General features: G+C 47.8%; 14 protein-coding genes and 1 tRNA gene. 1 reads left to right on the top strand and 14 read right to left on the bottom strand.

Annotation, left to right across the window (positions count from 1 at the left end; genetic code table 11):
• Nucleotides 1-107 precede the first annotated feature (107 nt).
• The 6 genes from MWG26_RS09890 to MWG26_RS09865 all read right to left on the bottom strand — a co-directional run bounded on the left by MWG26_RS09890 (nt 108) and on the right by MWG26_RS09865 (nt 5,529).
• On the bottom strand, nt 108-317 hold the full coding sequence (locus tag MWG26_RS09890; protein WP_025657715.1) for a helix-turn-helix domain-containing protein: 210 nt from the start codon (nt 315-317) through the stop codon (nt 108-110).
• A gap of 302 nt (nt 318-619) precedes the next feature.
• Nucleotides 620-703 (bottom strand) — tRNA-Leu (locus MWG26_RS09885).
• A gap of 92 nt (nt 704-795) precedes the next feature.
• Nucleotides 796-2,070: a diaminopimelate decarboxylase gene (locus MWG26_RS09880; protein WP_025657716.1), complete on the bottom strand. Its 1,275-nt coding sequence runs from the start codon at nt 2,068-2,070 to the stop codon at nt 796-798.
• Nucleotides 2,067-2,819, bottom strand: coding sequence for a TrmB family transcriptional regulator (locus tag MWG26_RS09875; protein ID WP_330641687.1), 753 nt, complete (start codon nt 2,817-2,819; stop codon nt 2,067-2,069). Before MWG26_RS09875 ends, MWG26_RS09880 begins: the two co-directional genes overlap by 4 nt.
• A 400-nt stretch (nt 2,820-3,219) precedes the next feature.
• Complete coding sequence (pyk, locus tag MWG26_RS09870; RefSeq protein WP_025657718.1) at nt 3,220-4,656, bottom strand: pyruvate kinase; 1,437 nt, start codon at nt 4,654-4,656, stop codon at nt 3,220-3,222.
• A 45-nt stretch (nt 4,657-4,701) separates the two neighbouring features.
• The gene (locus tag MWG26_RS09865; RefSeq protein WP_025657719.1) at nt 4,702-5,529 is read right to left on the bottom strand and encodes a rhomboid family intramembrane serine protease; all 828 of its coding nucleotides are present in this window, start codon (nt 5,527-5,529) and stop codon (nt 4,702-4,704) included.
• Between the two features lie 267 nt (nt 5,530-5,796).
• On the opposite strand from MWG26_RS09865, the gene MWG26_RS09860 reads away from it, so the two are divergent.
• Nucleotides 5,797-10,113: a 2-hydroxyacyl-CoA dehydratase gene (locus MWG26_RS09860; RefSeq protein WP_117440660.1), complete on the top strand. Its 4,317-nt coding sequence runs from the start codon at nt 5,797-5,799 to the stop codon at nt 10,111-10,113.
• Nucleotides 10,114-10,275: 162 nt separating this feature from the next.
• Here the strand turns inward: MWG26_RS09860 and MWG26_RS09855 are convergent, their stop codons facing one another.
• The 8 genes from MWG26_RS09855 to gap form a co-directional block, all read right to left on the bottom strand.
• The gene (locus tag MWG26_RS09855; protein ID WP_025657720.1) at nt 10,276-10,536 is read right to left on the bottom strand and encodes a hypothetical protein; all 261 of its coding nucleotides are present in this window, start codon (nt 10,534-10,536) and stop codon (nt 10,276-10,278) included.
• 119 nt (nt 10,537-10,655) lie between these two features.
• The gene (locus tag MWG26_RS09850) at nt 10,656-11,339 is read right to left on the bottom strand and encodes an HAD family hydrolase (protein WP_025657721.1); all 684 of its coding nucleotides are present in this window, start codon (nt 11,337-11,339) and stop codon (nt 10,656-10,658) included.
• Nucleotides 11,340-11,390: 51 nt separating this feature from the next.
• Nucleotides 11,391-11,894 (bottom strand): GreA/GreB family elongation factor, encoded by a 504-nt coding sequence (locus MWG26_RS09845; RefSeq protein ID WP_025657722.1) that lies wholly within the window; start codon nt 11,892-11,894, stop codon nt 11,391-11,393.
• Between the two features lie 218 nt (nt 11,895-12,112).
• Nucleotides 12,113-13,651 (bottom strand): 2,3-bisphosphoglycerate-independent phosphoglycerate mutase, encoded by a 1,539-nt coding sequence (gene gpmI / locus MWG26_RS09840; RefSeq protein ID WP_025657723.1) that lies wholly within the window; start codon nt 13,649-13,651, stop codon nt 12,113-12,115.
• A gap of 75 nt (nt 13,652-13,726) precedes the next feature.
• Nucleotides 13,727-14,548 carry an alpha/beta hydrolase gene (locus MWG26_RS09835; protein ID WP_025657724.1) on the bottom strand — a complete coding sequence of 274 codons (822 nt, stop codon included), beginning with the start codon at nt 14,546-14,548 and terminating at the stop codon, nt 13,727-13,729.
• Nucleotides 14,549-14,688: 140 nt separating this feature from the next.
• Nucleotides 14,689-15,438 (bottom strand): triose-phosphate isomerase, encoded by a 750-nt coding sequence (gene tpiA, locus MWG26_RS09830; RefSeq protein ID WP_025657725.1) that lies wholly within the window; start codon nt 15,436-15,438, stop codon nt 14,689-14,691.
• Nucleotides 15,439-15,515: 77 nt separating this feature from the next.
• A complete protein-coding gene (locus tag MWG26_RS09825) occupies nt 15,516-16,709 on the bottom strand; it encodes a phosphoglycerate kinase (protein WP_025657726.1) in 1,194 nt (397 codons plus the stop codon).
• A gap of 165 nt (nt 16,710-16,874) precedes the next feature.
• Entirely contained in the window at nt 16,875-17,888 is a 1,014-nt protein-coding gene (gene gap, locus MWG26_RS09820) for a type I glyceraldehyde-3-phosphate dehydrogenase (RefSeq protein WP_025657727.1), read from the bottom strand.
• Between the last annotated feature and the right edge of the window lie 8 nt (nt 17,889-17,896).

Raw genomic sequence — 17,896 nt, 5'->3', positions numbered from 1 at the left:
CGTTGCGTCTTCTCTTTTATCTAACACTTGCCTTCAAGGCTACCGCGTCCAGCCAACCCATATTATACTGCAATCGCTCTAAGTATGCAACTAATTTTAGTTGCTTATTATACTTCCCTTCCTATTATTTCATCAACGCTTACTTTAAAAATTTCGGCCATCCTTATCAATTCAAAAATGTCAGGTATCCGTTTTCCAACTTCGTAGTTTGACAGCGCTTGCCGCGTTATGTTGAGCTGATCAGCAAGATTTTTTTGCAGAAGCCCATTTTTCTTTCTTAACGCTCTTATGTTATCTCCTATTTTGTTATCCAGCATTGTGCTTACCTCATCCTTCGTAAATTAATATGTCAAATAATATCACGGTATTAATTTATATAAAATAGGATGAATCTATTTGTTTCATTAATGTAAAATATGTTAAATTAGCGTAAGTAGGATCAGAAGAGGAAACGTGTAATTCATAACTTCTTAACAGAAAATGGGTACTAAAATAATCATCCAAATAACTTAGATAACTAATTTAGTACCCATTAACGCTTGTAATATCTTAATTACACCTCTGGTTACACTTCACCAAATAATATAGCAGAAGCCCCTTTCTACGGTGTTATTTTATATGCGGATAGTGGGACTTGAACCCACACGAAGTCACCCCCGCAAGATTTTGAGTCTTGTGCGTCTGCCGATTCCGCCATATCCGCTCACCGGTCTGGAATGCCTGTCTGCTTTCCAAACCGAGTTTTATATTATCATAATCCGAGCTATTTTGCAATAGTTTTTATTTATTTCCCGATCATTTTCCGATCAGTTTTTTTCCAATGTCAAAACAGTCAAATGTAGCAAAATAATCTGCCGGTGTCTCAGCACGGCGGATCATCCGGGCAGTGCCGTCTTCCTTCAGAAGGATCTCCGCTGACCTTAACTTCCCGTTGTAGTTATACCCCATAGAAAATCCATGCGCCCCTGTATCGTGAATCACCAGATAGTCTCCCATCTCGATCTCCGGAAGCATTCTGTCAATGGCAAACTTATCATTATTTTCGCAGAGCGAACCCGTCACATCATACTTGTGGTCGCACGGCCAGTCTTCTTTCCCCATAACCGTAATATGGTGATAGGCTCCGTACATTGCCGGACGCATAAGGTTTACCGCACATGCATCCACGCCGATGTACTCCTTGTGGGTATGCTTTTCATGGATTGCCTTTGTCACAAGACAGCCGTAAGGCCCCATCATATAACGTCCCAGCTCGGTATAAATGGCCACATCGCCCATGCCCGCAGGAACAAGTACTTCCTCGTATACCCTGCGCACGCCGTCCCCGATCATACGGATATCATTCGGCTCCTGGTCTGGTTTGTAAGGAATCCCAATCCCACCGGAGAGATTGATAAATCTGATATGCACGCCGGTCTCCTTCTGCAGCCGCACAGCCTGTTCAAAAAGCACCTTCGCCAGCATCGGATAATACTCGTTAGTAACTGTATTGCTCGCCAGAAATGCATGAATCCCAAACTCTTTCGCTCCTTTTTCTTTTAAGATCCGAAAGGCCTCGGACATCTGGGGCGTTGTCATGCCGTATTTAGAATCCCCCGGATTGTCCATAATATCATTGCTGATCTTGAACAGGCCGCCCGGATTATAACGGCAGCTGATCACCTCGGGAATATGCCCGATCGTCTGCTCCAGAAACTCAATATGTGTAATATCGTCCAGATTGATAATTGCCCCCAGTTTATCCGCCAGAATAAACTCTTCTGCAGGAGTATCATTGGAGGAAAACATAATATCCTCCCCGCGGATTCCTACGGCGTCAGAGAGCAACAGTTCCGTATAGGAGGAGCAGTCGCATCCGCAGCCGTATTCTTTCAATATATCAATGAGAAACGGATTCGGCGTCGCCTTAACAGCGAAATATTCTTTATATCCCGGGTTCCATGAAAAAGCCTCCTTCAAGGCCTTCACGTTCTCCCGTATCCCCCTCTCATCATAAAGGTGAAAAGGTGTAGGAAATTCTTTCACAATCTCATCCAGCTGTGCTTTCGTTACAAATGGTTCTTTTTTCATCTCTGATTCTCTCCTTTGCGCATCTCAATTAATTTTATCTCATTGGCCAAAGCCGTCTTGAAAACCATTACAAAATTGTTCTGTCCCGAATACAGGCAGGTATTCAGACTCCCCGCCCCATATTCCCCAGACAATACATACTTTGAATCCGTGATCAGCCCGATCTGCCATCCCTTATCTCCGGTAACATAAACGGTAGCCCCATCCATGAAATACTCCCCGTCGGTAATAACCACCACCTTCTTCCCCGCAGCAGCCAGCCGCTTCGTCTCCCCTTCAAACTTCCGCAGAATCTGCACCGAACAGGAAATATAAACCCGCTCCCGTACACTCATCAAAAGATTCCGTATCTTATCCTCAATGTTCCCTTCCCCTTCAATAGTAATATACCCTTCTTCCTCCACAGGTTCAACAGGAAGATTCTTCACCATCCAATCCTCTTCCGCCTTCATCCTGCGAATACAATTCTCACAAAACTCCTCCAGAGCAACCGGAATATACCGCTTCGCAGACTCTTCCACCAAATAAGCCGCCCCTTTCTCCACAAGGCCTGCCAGCGAACTATAGGCATTAGACCGCGAAATCCCGGCCTCCTTAGCCACCTCATACCCCGTCTGCTTCCCCTTAACCAAAAGCGTCCAGTAAACAAGAGCTTCCTGTCTGGTAACACCAAAATGCATCAGATACTCAACAAACCTCGCATCCCCCATCCCATCACTTCCAATCTCTCCTGCCCTATACCAAAGCATTTTCAATAGTAGTACTTTATAGGAACACTATACTCCACTCCCCCGCCCCCTGTCAACCCCAAACCACCAGAATACAAACATTTATAAAATAGTCAAGCACTGCCCCCAATAAATCACACCTTCTAATGCATCGAATAATAATCAACTTACTGTTAATCTAACCTTATTTTTCTCTGTACCAGCACTGTCTTACGTAAATCCCTAACCCTCTCCGACAGAAAACACCCCAGAAAAATTTGAACCGCGAAGCCAGTTCAAATTCGCCGCCCCCGCCAGGATCCCCCGTGGAGACGGTTCTTTCTGCCGATTTGAAGCACGCAGCCCGCCGCAAGCGTGACAGCTGGGACTGCCACGCTTGCGGCGGGCGTACTTTCATCGTCCCGCATCCGTCCCCAAAATCTTACTCGATCGTAGCAATCCTCATCATGTTGCTAACCCCGCTTTTTTCTTTCTTCACACTAGGTGAAGGTATCCCCGCCGTCAATACGACTACATCGCCCACTTCGATATACTGCTTCACAAGCGCCAGCTCGATTGCCCCGTCACAGATATCCTCCGTGGTATCGAATTCCAAAGACTTCAGCGGCCTTACGCCCCAGTAGATCGACATCCTCCGCAGAGTCCTCTCATTCGGAGTCACACCCAGTATCTCCTGCCTGGGTTTCAGATTGGAAACCACCCTTGCCGTAGCACCGGACACGGAGGGCGTAATAATGCATTTGGCATTCAGGTTCGCCGCTGCCAGCACGGAAGAATATCCGATTGCACTGGACACGCCGCTGCGAAGATGATCCCCGGCCTTTTCCAGCATGGTCTCATAATCCAGATGCTGCTCCGTATTCTCGATAATATGCACCATCATCTGCAGAGCCTCCACGGGATATTTCCCCTGTGCGGTCTCTCCTGAGAGCATGACAGCATCTGTACCGTCATAGACTGCATTTGCCACGTCTGTAACCTCGGCCCTTGTAGGACGCGGATTGCGGATCATGGAGTCCAGCATCTGGGTTGCGGTAATAACGGTCTTGAAATTATTGTTACACTTCTGGATCATCATCTTCTGCAGATACGGAACTTCCTCTGCGGGAATCTCCACGCCCAAGTCTCCGCGGGCTACCATAATCCCGTCCGCAGCGCGTATGATTTCATCGATATTCTGTATCCCCTCTGCATTCTCTATCTTGGCGATGATCGGAATAAACGGAGCATCCAGTTCCTTCAAAAAGGCTCTGATCTCCAGCACGCATTCTGCATTTCTGACAAAGGATGCGGCAATAAAGTCTACATCCTGCTCGACGCCGAATTTAATATCCTCTTTATCCTTATCTGTGATTGCCGGAAGCCTGACCGGTACATTCGGCACGTTCACGCCTTTGCGTTCTCCCAACTCCCCTCCATTGATAACGGTACAGATGATATCCCGCTCTGTTTTGCTCACAACCTCCAGCCCTATCAGGCCGTCATCGATCAGTATAATTTTCCCTTTATCCACGTCTTCCACAAGTCCCCTGTAGGTGATGGATACTTTCTTATTGCTGCCCTCTATCTCATCAATCGTCAAAGTAAACGTGCTTCCGGTTTCAAGCTGCACCTTTTTCCCGTCTTTCAGCACTCCGGTACGTATCTCAGGCCCTTTTGTGTCCAGAAGGATCGCCGTATTTGCCCGTTCCTCCTCGCGCAGCTGCTTCAGCATGTCCATTCTGCTTTTATGCTCTGCATGGTCACCATGTGAAAAATTAAACCTGGCAACATCCATGCCGTTTTTGATCAGCGTCCGCATTAGTTCTCTGTCATTCGTATTAGGCCCCATTGTACATACTACTTTTGTTTTCTTCATTTTATGTCTCCTTCTTGATATATCAATAAAACCAGTCAATACCGCTTACTGTACATGCTGGTGTGTAAACAAATGATCCTGGCAGTATTCATAATTCCCCTTGCATTTTGAACAAAACCTGAACTCCAGAGTCGGATCATCCAGCTCTGTACGGCCGCACACCGCACATCTGTGACGTGCGCCGTTGGGGTATGTCATATGGGGGCGGGACTGTTTTTTGAAGTCTGCTTTTCTTTTCTTCTCCTTTGGAGTATATGGCTTCACATTCCTGCTGGACAGGAAGAACACCACAAAATTTAAAAGGGATGCAATGATTACAATCCGCGTCGCTATATTGCCCCTTACCAGAGAATACAGGATAATCGCCCCATAAACATATGCCATCCACTTCATCTTAATGGGAAGAATAAAATACAGGAGCAGCTCCATATTCGGATAGCTGACCGCAAATGCCAGGAAAATTGACATATTAATGTAATATGTGCTGAAGGCTCCGCCCAGGCCTACCATGCCGCCTGTGATCAGATACAGCACAAATGCCCCGATTACCGTAAAAAGAATACCTGAAAAAATGTATACATTATACCGGAACGATCCCCATGCACGCTCCAGCGCAGTTCCAAGAGAATAGTACAGCAGCGCCATAATGACAAGTGTAAATATGCTGCCGCTGGGCGCTATCAAGACCCAGGAAATCAGTCTCCATACCTGCCCCTGCAGGATCATTCCCGGCTCCAATGTCAGCATGTACTGCAGGTTTGGCACAAACATCCTGATACCATACCCGATCACATAACCGCCGATCAGGTACATCGTCAGGTTGTGTATGGCATAACGTCCGAACTTTCTTTCTAACTTATTTAACCAATTCAATGATCATCTACTCCTTATAATTTTTTTACTGTTACATGAAGTAATTGTACAGTCCTGCCGAGTGTTTGTCAAACATATGTTAGCTTTTTTAACTTTAGGAATTTGTTAAATATTATAAACTTTGTCCGAATATTCCAGCAGCCCGCTTAATAATAACAATTGTCTTTTTTTCGATCATGTCGTATAATGTAAATTGTTGTAAAAACATAAATTACATTAAATAAGAAGTAACTGACATATAATGCTTCAAAGGATGAGGGAAATACTATGAATATAAACGATTTACATACTTTGGGAATTGATATTGGCTCCACTACGGTTAAGATTGCAATCCTGAACAGTGACAATGAAGTGCTTTTTTCCGATTATGAGCGGCATTACGCAAATATACAGGAGACGCTTTCCGACCTGCTGGGAAGAGCCATTTACAAACTGGGGCCCATCCGTGTCTCACCGGTTATCACCGGTTCCGGCGGCCTGACACTGGCGAAACATTTGGCAGTTCCTTTTGTCCAGGAGGTAATCGCGGTCTCTACCGCTCTGCAGGATTATGCTCCGCAGACGGATGTGGCTATCGAACTGGGCGGCGAGGATGCCAAGATTATTTATTTTGAAGGCGGCAGTGTGGAACAGCGTATGAACGGCGTATGCGCCGGGGGTACGGGTTCCTTTATCGACCAGATGGCTTCTCTTTTACAGACCGATGCCGCCGGCTTAAATGATTACGCCAAGAATTATAAGGCTCTGTATTCGATTGCCGCACGCTGCGGCGTATTTGCAAAATCGGATATCCAGCCCTTGATTAATGAGGGCGCTGCCAAGGAAGACCTGGCGGCCTCTATTTTCCAGGCGGTGGTAAACCAGACAATCAGCGGACTTGCATGCGGGAAGCCTATCCGCGGACATGTCGCGTTTCTGGGCGGCCCGCTTCATTTCCTTTCGGAGCTGCGAACCGCTTTTGTACGTACCCTGAAGCTGGACGATGAGCATACGATTGCTCCGGGGCACTCCCATCTGTTTGCAGCCATCGGCTCCGCGCTCAGTTCTAAGAAAGATGTCAATGTAGCGCTCCGTGAACTCCAGGAGCGCCTTGCCGGCAAGATCAAGATGGAATTTGAAGTAGACCGGATGGAGCCGCTCTTCGCCACAACGACGGAATACGACGCTTTTATCGAGCGTCATGCAAAACACGAGGTGCCCGTCAAAGATCTTGCCTCCTACCAGGGAAAGGCTTTTCTCGGAATTGACGCGGGATCCACAACGACTAAGGCCGCCCTGGTCGGGGAGGATGGAACTCTTCTGTACTCATTTTATAACAATAACGAAGGGGATCCGCTCGGAACCACAATCCGCGCCATCAAGGATATCTACAGCCAGCTGCCGGAGGGTGTGGACATTGTACACTCCTGTTCCACCGGCTACGGCGAAGCTCTGATCAAGGCCGCCCTTCTTCTGGACGAAGGGGAGGTGGAGACCGTATCACACTATTATGCTGCCTCTTTCTTTGAACCGGATGTGGACTGCATCCTGGACATCGGCGGACAGGATATGAAGTGCATCAAGATCAAGAACCAGACCGTAGACAGCGTACAGCTCAACGAAGCCTGCTCTTCCGGCTGCGGCTCCTTTATCGAAACCTTTGCAAAGTCCCTGAATTATTCGGTGGAGGATTTTGCACAGGAAGCTTTGTATGCAAAAAATCCCATCGACCTCGGCACACGCTGCACCGTATTTATGAATTCCAAAGTAAAGCAGGCCCAGAAGGAAGGGGCTGAGGTAGCCGATATTTCCGCCGGTCTTGCTTATTCTGTCATTAAAAATGCACTGTTTAAGGTAATTAAGGTTTCTGATGCCTCTGAGCTTGGAAACCATATTGTGGTGCAGGGAGGAACTTTTTACAATAATGCCGTGCTGCGGAGCTTTGAAAAGATCGCAGACTGCGAAGCAATCCGTCCGGATATCGCCGGTATCATGGGCGCGTTCGGGGCCGCCCTGATTGCCAGGGAACGCTATGTGGAGTGCGAAGGTACTACCATGCTCCCAATTGATGAGATCGAGGCCCTGGAGTATACCACTACCATGACCAAATGCAAGGGCTGCACAAATAACTGCCGCCTGACCATTAACCATTTCAGCGGAAACCGCAGATTTATAATAGGGAACCGCTGTGAAAAGGGACTTGGAAGAGAAAAGTCCGTCAATAAACTGCCGAACTTGTTCGACTACAAGAGCGAGCGTTATTTCGGCTATACACCGCTGGAAGATACAGAGGCAAAGCGCGGCGCCATCGGAATTCCCCGGGTGCTCAATATGTATGAGAATTACCCGTTCTGGTTTACCTTCTTTACCAGACTGGGGTTCCGGGTTGTGCTCTCCCCCGCTTCAACGCGGAAGATTTATGAGCTTGGAATCGAATCCATTCCGAGTGAATCCGAATGCTATCCGGCCAAGCTGGCCCACGGCCATATCCAGTGGCTGATTGACCAGGGAGTGCAGCATATCTTCTACCCTTCCGTTCCATATGAGCGGAATGAATTTGAAGACGCGAACAACCATTATAACTGCCCGATCGTAACCTCTTATCCTGAAAATATCAAGAATAATATGGATGCGATTGTTAACGGGGAAGTAGATTTTATCCACCCGTTCCTCTCCTTCCAGAGCGAGGAGACATTACATAGCAGGCTGACAGAAGAGCTTTCCGGCAAGTTCTCCATCCCGGAGGGCGAGATCCGCACCGCCGTCCACGAAGCCTGGACGGAGATGACTGCCTGCCGCGAGGATATGAAGCGAAAAGGGGAAGAAACCATCCGCTTCCTGGATGAGACGGGAAACCGTGGAATCGTACTTGCAGGCCGTCCTTATCACATTGACCCGGAAGTAAATCACGGACTGCCGGAGCTGATCAATTCCTATAACATAGCCGTTCTCACAGAGGACTCTGTCTCCCATCTCCAGCAGGTGGAAAGACCGCTCAATGTTATGGATCAGTGGATGTATCACTCACGGCTCTATGCCGCCGCCAATTATGTGAAAACGAAAGATAATCTGGACCTGATCCAGCTGAACTCCTTCGGATGCGGACTGGATGCGGTTACAACCGACCAGGTTGCAGAGATCCTGACCCGTTCGGATAAAATATATACCTCCCTAAAGATAGACGAGGTCAACAACCTAGGGGCGGCCAGAATCCGCGTGCGTTCACTGCTTGCAGCGATCCGTGTCAGGGAGCAGCGCAAAACGAAACGGGAGATTCATCCTGCCTCCATTGAAAAGGTGCCGTTTACAAAGGAAATGAGAAAGACCCACACCATTCTCTGCCCGCAGATGTCACCGATGCATTTTGATCTGCTGGAACCTGCATTCCAGGCATCCGGCTACAAAGTGGAGGTACTGCCCAATGACAATAAACAGGCAGTAGATGTGGGGCTCAAATATGTAAACAATGACGCCTGCTACCCATCTCTGATGGTTGTAGGGCAGATCATGGAAGCCATTTTATCCGGGAAATACGATACGGACCACCTGGCAGTCATCATCAGCCAGACCGGAGGCGGGTGCCGTGCATCCAACTATATCGGCTTCATCCGGCGGGCATTGAAAAAGGCGGGATATGCACATATCCCCGTTATTTCCATCAATCTGAGCGGCCTGGAGGGGAACCCCGGCTTCAAGATTACCCCTGCACTTGCCCTGCGCGGCGTGTATGCGGCTACTTTGGGCGACATTTTCATGAAGTGCGTCTACCGGATGCGTCCCTATGAAAAGGTGCCCGGTACCACGAACGCCGTTCATCAGAAATGGCTGAAGGTATGTAAAGAATTTGTATCCAGCGGCTATCCTTCCAGGCGCAGATTCAAAAAGCTCTGCCGGGAAATTATCCATGATTTTGATACGATCGAGACCCTGGATATCAAAAAACCCCGCGTCGGCGTCGTAGGTGAGATCTTAGTGAAGTTCCTGCCGGCCGCCAATAATCATCTTGTCGACCTTCTGGAGAGCGAAGGTGCAGAGGCCGTTGTACCGGATCTGCTGGACTTTTTACTGTATTGCTTCTATAACCAGAATTTCAAGGTTTCACACCTGGGCTTCAAGAAGTCCAAGGCTACCGTGGGTAATCTCGGTATCAAGGCTGTAGAATGGTTTCGCTCACCGGCAACCAATGCGTTCCGGGACAGCCGCCATTTCGATCCGCCAGCGCATATTGAGGATCTGGCCAGAATGGCTTCCGACATCGTTTCCATCGGTAACCAGACCGGAGAGGGATGGTTCCTGACCGGGGAAATGCTGGAACTGATCCATAGCGGTGCAGGCAATATCGTGTGTACACAGCCGTTCGCCTGCCTCCCGAATCACGTGGTCGGAAAGGGCGTCATCAAGGAGCTGCGCCGTCTGTATCCGCAGTCCAATGTGGTTGCAATCGATTTTGACCCGGGCGCCAGTGAAGTGAATCAGCTGAACCGGATTAAACTCATGCTCTCCACGGCCAATAAAAATATGGAAGCGGATGCCGAAGAAAAACAGGAGGTCCCGAGTGAGGAAGCGGCAAAGCCTGTCGGCGCCGCTGCTATGAGTGGGATCTGACAGATTGCCCATCCAAGGATGCCCGTGCCTGACGGATGCACATTAGGGCAGCCCCTTTATAATTGAGGGGGCTGCCTGGATTCTTTTTTTAAAACAAAAAACACCTTCTTCGTGGACAAGCCGAATTTCGACCTATACGAAGAAGGTGTCTTTTTATAGAAATTATTGCCTGTTTCCGCTGCCTTCTCTTCTCTGCAGAAATAAAATTCCTCCGATCAGCCCGAAAATGATTCCGGCATATGCGCCTGCACATACAATATCCACCAGTACCAGGACAATACTTTTCTGCATCAGGGCTGACGCAGCAAGGCCGAGCAGGATCGTTCCCGCCGTCCAGCAAATAATATTTGCCGCAAGATAAAGCCCCGCCGCAGATTCTTCGTCCGCATGCCTCTCAATCAGAGTCCATAATCCTTTGTACATATATATCCCTCACAATCTGAACCAAATGTTTTTACTGTTGTCTCTATTGTAAGGAATCCCGGTAAAATTTATGCTTCCCGAAAAGATAAATTTCTGTAAAATATTTCAATATTTTCTATCTATAAATTGCAGTTTTTCGATTCTTCTATTGCTTTGCCGGCAATGTATCTAAGAACATCCTCCGGCTTCTCCGCGAGAAAGTCCGCGCCCGCCGCCGCCAGCTCTTCCCGTGAACCGTAGCCGTATAAGACTCCCAGTGAATGGACACCGGCCTCTTTTGCCCCCAGAATATCATAATCCCTATCCCCGATCATCAAAACCGTGCTTCGTTCCTCCACACCGGCTGCATCCAGGACATACTCAATGACTTCCGACTTCTTCGTCCGCCTTCCATCCATAAGGCTGCCGCCGATGAAATCGAAATACCTGCTGATCCCGAAATGTTCTGCAATCGTAACCGCAAATGCTTCCGGCTTCGAGGTTGCCATTATAACCTTCAGACCCGCACCCTTTAATTCCCGCAAAAGTTCCGATATGCCATCATAGACCTCATTTTCAAAAATCCCTTTATCCCGGTAATACTCCCGGTAATACTCCACCGCCCGGACACCTTCCTCATCGGAAAAACCACAGAATTTCTGAAACTGTTCCTTCAGAGGAGGTCCGATAAAACAGCGCAGCCTGGAAAAATCATCTACTTCCATTCCATATTTATTCAGTGCGTACTGTACCCCTGCCATAATTCCCGGCCCGGAATCCGTCAAAGTGCCATCCAGGTCAAACAAAACCGTCTTAATCTCCATTCTTTCAGCCCTCCACTATGCGGGAACCCGCATTTCTGCTTCTAATTCTCTTTAGAAGCTTCTAATCTTATCCTCTTCATCATTCTGTGTATTAACGATGCTACGGATCACTACATAATACCCGTAGTCCTCATTCACTTTCACATATACTCTGTCATTCACTCTATGTCCCAGTATTGCTTTCCCGATCGGAGATTCGATACTAATCAGCCCGTTTATCGAACTGCCTCTCACTGACGTAACAAGCCGGTATGTTTCTATCTCGTCATCATCTTCGCAGTAAAGCTCCACCGTATTATTGATGCCGACTTCGTCCTCACGGGAAGTATCATCCACAATCACGGCAGTCTTCAGCATTCTCTCCAGATAACGGATACGGCTCTCGTTCTTATTCTTATCCTTCTTTGCAGCATGGTACTCAAAATTCTCACTCAGATCACCATGGGCCCGCGCTTCCTTTACGGCCTCGATAGCTTCCCGGCGCACCACCAGCTTCCGGTGCTCAATCTCCTCCTGGATCTTCTTCACATCACTTTTGGTTAATTTATCATACATTGGTATTTCAGTCCTCTTTAAAAAATTTAATAGATACCAGATCATTATACACTAAAATGCGTGAGGGTTAAACAAAATTTTTACTTTTGGGGAGAAGGGGCGCCTTTCCAATGCAGGGTGCGGGATGAGGAAGCACTGAAAAAGGACAGCCACTGCCCTTGAAGGCCTGCGGCTGTCCCTTTCCGGCGCGTCCCCGCCCGGTTCCACGGCAGGCGTCTCTACTTCACCAGTAAAGACCTCCCCGTCATTTCCTGCGGCTGCTCCATCCCCATCATTTCGATAAGTGTTGGTGCGATATCCGCCAGGCATCCGCCCTCTCTGAGGCTGTATGCCGGGTCTGCATTGACTAATATGAACGGCACCGGATTCGTCGTATGAGCAGTAAACGGCTCGCCTGTCTCCTGGTCAATCAGCTGTTCTGCATTTCCATGATCCGCACAGATAAACATCTGGCCATTGACTTCTTTGACGGCATCTACCGCTTTCCCAACACATTCATCCACTGCCTCAATCGCTTTCACGGCAGCGGCTTCAACTCCCGTGTGTCCTACCATATCCGGATTTGCAAAGTTGATGATGATCACATCGTATTTGCCGGATTTGATTGCATCCACCAGCTTATCACATACTTCATAAGCACTCATCTCCGGCTTCAGGTCATAGGTTGCAACCTTCGGAGATTTTACAAGAATTCTGTCTTCTCCCTCGTTTGGCTCCTCAACGCCGCCATTGAAGAAGAAGGTAACATGTGCATACTTTTCGGTCTCGGCAATACGCGCCTGCGTCATGTGGTTCTTTGCCAGGAACTCTCCGAATGTATTGGTGATTTCATCTTTTCCAAAGGCTACCAGTTTATTTCCAATTGTCACATCGTAGTCAGTGAAGCAAACGAATACTGTCTTAATGCGCGGGCCTCTGTCAAATCCCTCAAAGTTGTCATCACAGAATGTTCTTGTGATTTCTCTTGCACGGTCAGGACGGAAATTGAAGAAGATCACGGAATCGCTGTCTTTTATTGTTGCAACCGGAGCGCCATCCTTCATGACAACCGTCGGAAGCACGAATTCGTCTGTTTTATCTGCATCATAAGAATCCTGGATTCCTTCCGGACCCGACGCCGCAGTCTCTCCCTCTCCGTTTACAAGGGCTTTATATGCCTTTTCCACTCTGTCCCAACGATTGTCTCTGTCCATTGCATAATAACGTCCCATCACGCTTGCAACTTCACCGACACCGATCTCTTTCATCTTTGCTTCCAACTGCTCTACATAGTCCTTGCCGGATGCGGGAGGTGTGTCACGTCCGTCCAGGAAACAGTGTACATATACTTTTTCGATACCCTGTTTCTTAGCAAGCTCCAGCAGACCGTATATATGCTCATTGTGGCTGTGAACACCGCCGTCTGAGACAAGACCAAATATATGCAGGGCCGAGCCGCTCTTTTTTACATTCTCGCTAGCCGCAAGAAGCGCCTTGTTTTCAAAAAAATCCCCATCCTGGATTGCTTTTGTAATCTTAGTCAGATCCTGATATACAATTCTTCCTGCCCCCATGTTGAGGTGTCCTACTTCTGAATTTCCCATCTGGCCGTCCGGAAGGCCTACCGCCAGGCCGCTCGCATTTCCTTTCACAAAGGGGCACTCTGCCATCAGTTTATCCATTACAGGAGTTCTGCCCTCTGCCACCGCGTTACCGTTCGTATTATCATTTAATCCATATCCATCCAATATCATTAATACCGTTGGTTTTTTGCTCATATTATTCTCCTTCATTGTTATCTAATTACTGCATTCCGGAACCTATTGTACCTTGTTTCTCCGGATTTTGCAAATCTAATCTGTCATCCCCTTCAGCCAGGTCTCAAGCAGATGGATCCAGGACTGTACCGGTTCGCAAATCATACTGCCATCCGCCCGTGCGCTCGTCTGGTCCCCCAGGGAAAGCCCGTGCTCACCGGCAGGATACATATGAAACTCCGTGGACACCCCTGCCTTCCTGAGCGCCTGAACGAATAACAGCGCATTTTCAACCGGCACGGTCTCATCCGTAAATGTATGCCATATAAAACATGGAGGTGCAGCGGATGTCACCTGCTTCTCGATGGAAACCCTGTCCTTCAGTTCTTCATACCGGCTTCCCAGAAGGCTCTTGAAGCTGCCCTCATGGGCGTATTCTTCCTCTGAGGTGATCACTGGATAACACAAAATCATTCCACATGGTTTCAGTATCTCCGGAGTTGTACCCGACAATTCACAAAGAAACGGCTGATTCCAGAATACCCCCAGACTGGCGGCCAGATGTCCGCCTGCCGACGAACCCTGTATAAAAATCTTGTCCGTATTTACATGCCATTTTTCGCGGTTTGTGTGCACCAGCTTCATCACCTCTGCCAGCTCCAGAAGCGCAGTCGGAAAACGTGCAGGCGCCACGGAATACCGCAGAATACCCACATGGTACCCCATGCTCAAAAGACGCATGGCAATCGGTTCAGCCTCCCTATCGCTGGTCATCTCGTATCCGCCGCCAGGACAGAGAATCACCATGGGACGGTAAACATCCCCTTGAAAATCCATAGAACTCTTTAAAATATATGCATAAAACTTTGTATCTTCAGCAGATCCGTCCGCCCGGATCGGAATTATCTCATACTGCATATTCAGCCTCCTGCTTTGTTCGTGACATTCTCTATCGCAAGAAAATCGTGGCGAGCTTTTCCTGCACTCCCCACGATTCCCTTCCCTGCGGTATCCGTCCTCTTACGACAGCCGGTACCGCTAATATCTGCACTTGCGAATTATTTATAGTTTACAATCTTACCGAAATCTGCTTTCAGAGATGCACCACCAACAAGTCCTCCGTCGATATCAGCCTGTGCAAATAATTCCGGAGCTGTTGCAGCATTTACAGATCCGCCGTACTGAATACGGATTGCCTCTGCTGTAGCCTGGTCATAAACTTCAGCGATACATGCACGGATTCCTGCGCATACTTCCTGAGCCTGCTCTGTTGTAGCAGTCTTTCCTGTTCCAATCGCCCAGATTGGCTCGTAAGCGATCACTGCCGTCTTAGCCTGGTCAGCTGTAACATTCTGGAACCCAACCTTAACCTGCTGACGGATGAAATCCATGGTCACGCCCTGTTCTCTCTGCTCCAGTGACTCTCCGCAGCACATGATAGGTGTGATACCGTGCTCAAATGCTTTCAGCACTTTTTTGTTTACGTCTTCGTTGGTTTCACCAAAATATTCTCTTCTCTCGGAATGTCCGAGAACAACGTATTTTACCCCTGCATCAACAAGCATAGCCGGAGCGATCTCGCCCGTGTAAGCACCGCTCTCCTCAAAATACATGTTCTCTGCGCCAACCTGGATATTGCTTCCCTTAGAAGCCTCTACAACCGGTACGATATCAATAGCAGGTACACAGAAAACTACATCAACCTCTTCGTTTGCCACCAGCGGTTTTAACTCCTCAACCAGCGCTACTGCCTCACTTGGAGTCTTGTTCATTTTCCAGTTACCTGCGATAATTTTCTTTCTTGCCATGATATGGTCTCCTTTTATCTTAAATTAGTTAACAATCTGTAATAATTCAGGCCTGTCTGAACTGTTACAACAATTCTTTATTTATCGTTTGCTGCCGCTACGCCCGGAAGTTCTTTTCCTTCAAGGAATTCCAGGGAAGCCCCGCCGCCTGTAGAGATGTGTGTCATCTTGTCGCCGTATCCCAGCTGGTTAACTGCAGCTGCGGAATCACCACCGCCGATGATTGTCACTGCATCTGTCTCTGAAAGAGCTTTTGCCACTGCCTCTGTTCCTGCCGCAAAGTTCGGCATCTCGAAGCATCCCATTGGTCCGTTCCAGACAACAGTCTTTGCACTCTTCACTTCGTCTGCATATAATTTAGCAGTCTCAGGTCCGATATCCAGTCCTTCCCAGCCATCCGGGATCTCCCCGCGTCCTACCACTTTCGTATTTGCATCATTGGAGAAATCATCTGCAATCACGTTGTCAACCGGCAGAAGAAGCTTCACGCCCTTTTCTTCTGCTTTTTTGATCATGTCCAGCGCGTACTGGCAGTAATCTTCTTCCAGAAGAGATTTGCCGACGCTTCCGCCCTGAGCCTTGCTGAATGTATAAGACATTCCGCCCCCGATGATCAGGGTGTCAACCTTGTCCAAAAGGTTCTCGATAACTGAAATCTTACTGGAAACCTTAGCTCCTCCAAGAATTGCAACAAAAGGTCTCGCCGGATTCTCTACTGCATTGCCCAGGAAATCTATTTCTTTCTGCATTAAGTATCCTACTACTGCGGTCTCTACAAACTGTGTAACACCAACGTTTGAACAGTGTGCCCTATGTGCTGTTCCGAATGCATCGTTTACAAAAACATCACAAAGAGATGCCAGATCTTTGCTGAAGGCCTCGCCGTTCTTTGTCTCTTCTGCTCTGTAGCGCGTATTCTCGAGAAGGACGATGTCTCCATCATTCATTGCTTCTACTGCTGCCTTTGCATTTGATCCTACAACCTCAGGATCTGCTGCAAATTTTACTTCCTGTCCGAGCAGTTCGGATAATCTGACAGCGACCGGTGCAAGTGATAATTCCGGAAGCGGCTGTCCCTTCGGCTTGCCCAGGTGGGAGCAAAGGATCACTTTACCGCCGTCTGCCACCAGCTTTTTGATCGTCGGCAGTGCAGCCACAAGACGGTTCTCGTCTGTGATCTTTCCGTCGATCAATGGTACATTAAAATCGCATCTTACAAGAACTTTTTTACCCTTAACATTAATATCGTCTACTGATTTTTTGTTGAGCATCTTATTGCCTCCTGTTTAATAATTACCTTCTAGGGATAGAGCAGTCACACTATCCTATCCCTTATATTTCATAAAAAAAGGATCCGGCCCTATATAAGACCGGACCCTTTGGTGAGTCTATTTTTTAGAAATTAATCTGCCGATTATATTTTCCGAAATACCGACTTACAGTAATGTTCCAAAGTATTTGATTGTTCTTACCATCTGGCTTGTGTAAGAATTCTCATTGTCATACCAGGATACAACCTGTACCTGTGTTGTTCCGTTGTCCAAAGGCAGTACCATTGTCTGAGTAGCATCAAATAAAGAACCATAGTTCATTCCTACGATGTCGCTGGATACGATCTCATCTGTGTTGTATCCGAAAGACTCGTTGGAAGCAGCTTTCATAGCTTCGTTGATCTGATCTACTGTTACTGTTCCTTCAACTACTGCTGTCAGGATTGTTGTGGATCCTGTCGGGGTAGGAACACGCTGAGCAGCTCCGATCAGCTTGCCGTTCAGTGCCGGGATAACCAGGCCGATTGCCTTAGCTGCACCTGTGCTGTTAGGAACGATATTCACTGCAGCTGCACGTGATCTTCTCAGATCGCCTTTTCTCTGCGGTCCGTCAAGTGTCATCTGGTCGCCTGTGTAAGCATGGATTGTGCACATGATACCTGTCTTGATCTCAGCTAGATCGTTCAGTGCTTTTGCCATCGGTGCCAGACAGTTTGTTGTACAGGAAGCTGCTGAGATGATGTTGTCCTCTTTTGTCAGCTCCTCGTGGTTAACATTATATACGATTGTAGGAAGGTCATTTCCAGCCGGAGCAGAGATGACTACTTTCTTAGCGCCTGCTTTGATGTGAGCCTCTGCTTTTGCTTTTGATGTATAGAAGCCTGTACACTCCAGAACTACGTCTACACCAATCTCTCCCCATGGAAGTTCTTCAGCGTTAGCTTTTGCATAGATTTTGATTTCTTTTCCGTCTACTGTGATGGAGTCCTCACCAGCTGTTACTTTGTCAGCAAGTGCATATTTTCCCTGTGTTGAATCATATTTTAATAAGTGAGCCAACATTTTCGGAGATGTTAAGTCGTTGATTGCAACTACTTCATACCCTTCTGTTCCGAACATCTGTCTGAATGCGAGACGTCCAATACGTCCAAATCCATTAATCGCTACTTTTACTGCCATGATTAATT

The organism is Faecalicatena contorta (assembly GCF_022835095.1).
Lineage (GTDB): Bacteria > Bacillota > Clostridia > Lachnospirales > Lachnospiraceae > Faecalicatena > Faecalicatena contorta.
Note: the sequence above shows the minus strand (reverse complement) of the source record. Positions and strands in the feature narration are given on the sequence as shown.

Excerpts from the sequence above, each read along its gene's own strand:
- MWG26_RS09825 (WP_025657726.1), bottom strand. The coding sequence starts at position 16,709 with ATGCTCAACAAAAAATCAGTAGACGATATTAATGTTAAGGGTAAAAAA.
- MWG26_RS09860 (WP_117440660.1), top strand. The coding sequence starts at position 5,797 with ATGAATATAAACGATTTACATACTTTGGGAATTGATATTGGCTCCACT.
- pyk (WP_025657718.1), bottom strand. The coding sequence starts at position 4,656 with ATGAAGAAAACAAAAGTAGTATGTACAATGGGGCCTAATACGAATGAC.
- MWG26_RS09875 (WP_330641687.1), bottom strand. The coding sequence starts at position 2,819 with ATGCTTTGGTATAGGGCAGGAGAGATTGGAAGTGATGGGATGGGGGAT.
- MWG26_RS09850 (WP_025657721.1), bottom strand. The coding sequence starts at position 11,339 with ATGGAGATTAAGACGGTTTTGTTTGACCTGGATGGCACTTTGACGGAT.
- MWG26_RS09880 (WP_025657716.1), bottom strand. The coding sequence starts at position 2,070 with ATGAAAAAAGAACCATTTGTAACGAAAGCACAGCTGGATGAGATTGTG.
- MWG26_RS09835 (WP_025657724.1), bottom strand. The coding sequence starts at position 14,548 with ATGCAGTATGAGATAATTCCGATCCGGGCGGACGGATCTGCTGAAGAT.
- gap (WP_025657727.1), bottom strand. The coding sequence starts at position 17,888 with ATGGCAGTAAAAGTAGCGATTAATGGATTTGGACGTATTGGACGTCTC.
- tpiA (WP_025657725.1), bottom strand. The coding sequence starts at position 15,438 with ATGGCAAGAAAGAAAATTATCGCAGGTAACTGGAAAATGAACAAGACT.
- MWG26_RS09890 (WP_025657715.1), bottom strand. The coding sequence starts at position 317 with ATGCTGGATAACAAAATAGGAGATAACATAAGAGCGTTAAGAAAGAAA.
- MWG26_RS09855 (WP_025657720.1), bottom strand. The coding sequence starts at position 10,536 with ATGTACAAAGGATTATGGACTCTGATTGAGAGGCATGCGGACGAAGAA.
- gpmI (WP_025657723.1), bottom strand. The coding sequence starts at position 13,651 with ATGAGCAAAAAACCAACGGTATTAATGATATTGGATGGATATGGATTA.
- MWG26_RS09845 (WP_025657722.1), bottom strand. The coding sequence starts at position 11,894 with ATGTATGATAAATTAACCAAAAGTGATGTGAAGAAGATCCAGGAGGAG.